The following is a 486-nucleotide window of genomic DNA, read 5'->3' as shown; positions in this document are numbered from 1 at the left end:
CCGGCGGTGCCGACGCCGGGCAGCCCCACCGGGCCGTCCTGCTCGCCGTCGGCCGGGGCCGGGACGGCGAAGCCCTCCTCCAGCACGGCACGGGACCCGGCGTACGGGCGCAGCGCTCCCCCGCCCGGCTCCACCCCGTCGGCCTGCCGACCCTCGTACCGCCGGGGCCGCAGACGGAACACCCGCGGGTACTCGGCCTCGCCGCCGACGCAACCCCCTGGCTGTGGCAGCCCCGCGCGACGGGCCGGGCGTAGGCGACAGCCCGTACCGCTCCCACCCACGCCGCCCGGCCAGCCGGCCCAGCCCCCACCCAGCCGACAGACAACCGGCAGACAGGCAGCCAACCCACACACGAAAAAACCCGGGCCCCCCCCCCCCGGGGGGGGGGGGGGGGGGGCCGGGGGGGGGCCCCCGGGGGGGCGGGGGGGCGCCCCCGGGGGGGGGGGGGGGGGGGGGGGGGCCGGGGGGCCCGGGGGGGGGGGGGGG

Annotated in this window: 2 pseudogenes; both read left to right on the top strand. The window is 83.7% G+C overall.

Features of this window, described 5'->3' with window-relative positions:
* Window positions 1–254: pseudogene (locus AAHZ94_RS34970) on the top strand (PIG-L family deacetylase); the annotation flags it as partial.
* Window positions 224–486: pseudogene (locus AAHZ94_RS34965) on the top strand (hypothetical protein); the annotation flags it as partial. The pseudogenes AAHZ94_RS34970 and AAHZ94_RS34965, both read left to right, overlap by 31 nt.

Origin of the sequence: Streptomyces sp. HSW2009 (genome assembly GCF_040240285.1) — a bacterium.
Taxonomy (GTDB): Bacteria; Actinomycetota; Actinomycetes; order Streptomycetales; family Streptomycetaceae; genus Streptomyces.
This window is presented reverse-complemented; position numbering and strand designations above follow the sequence as displayed.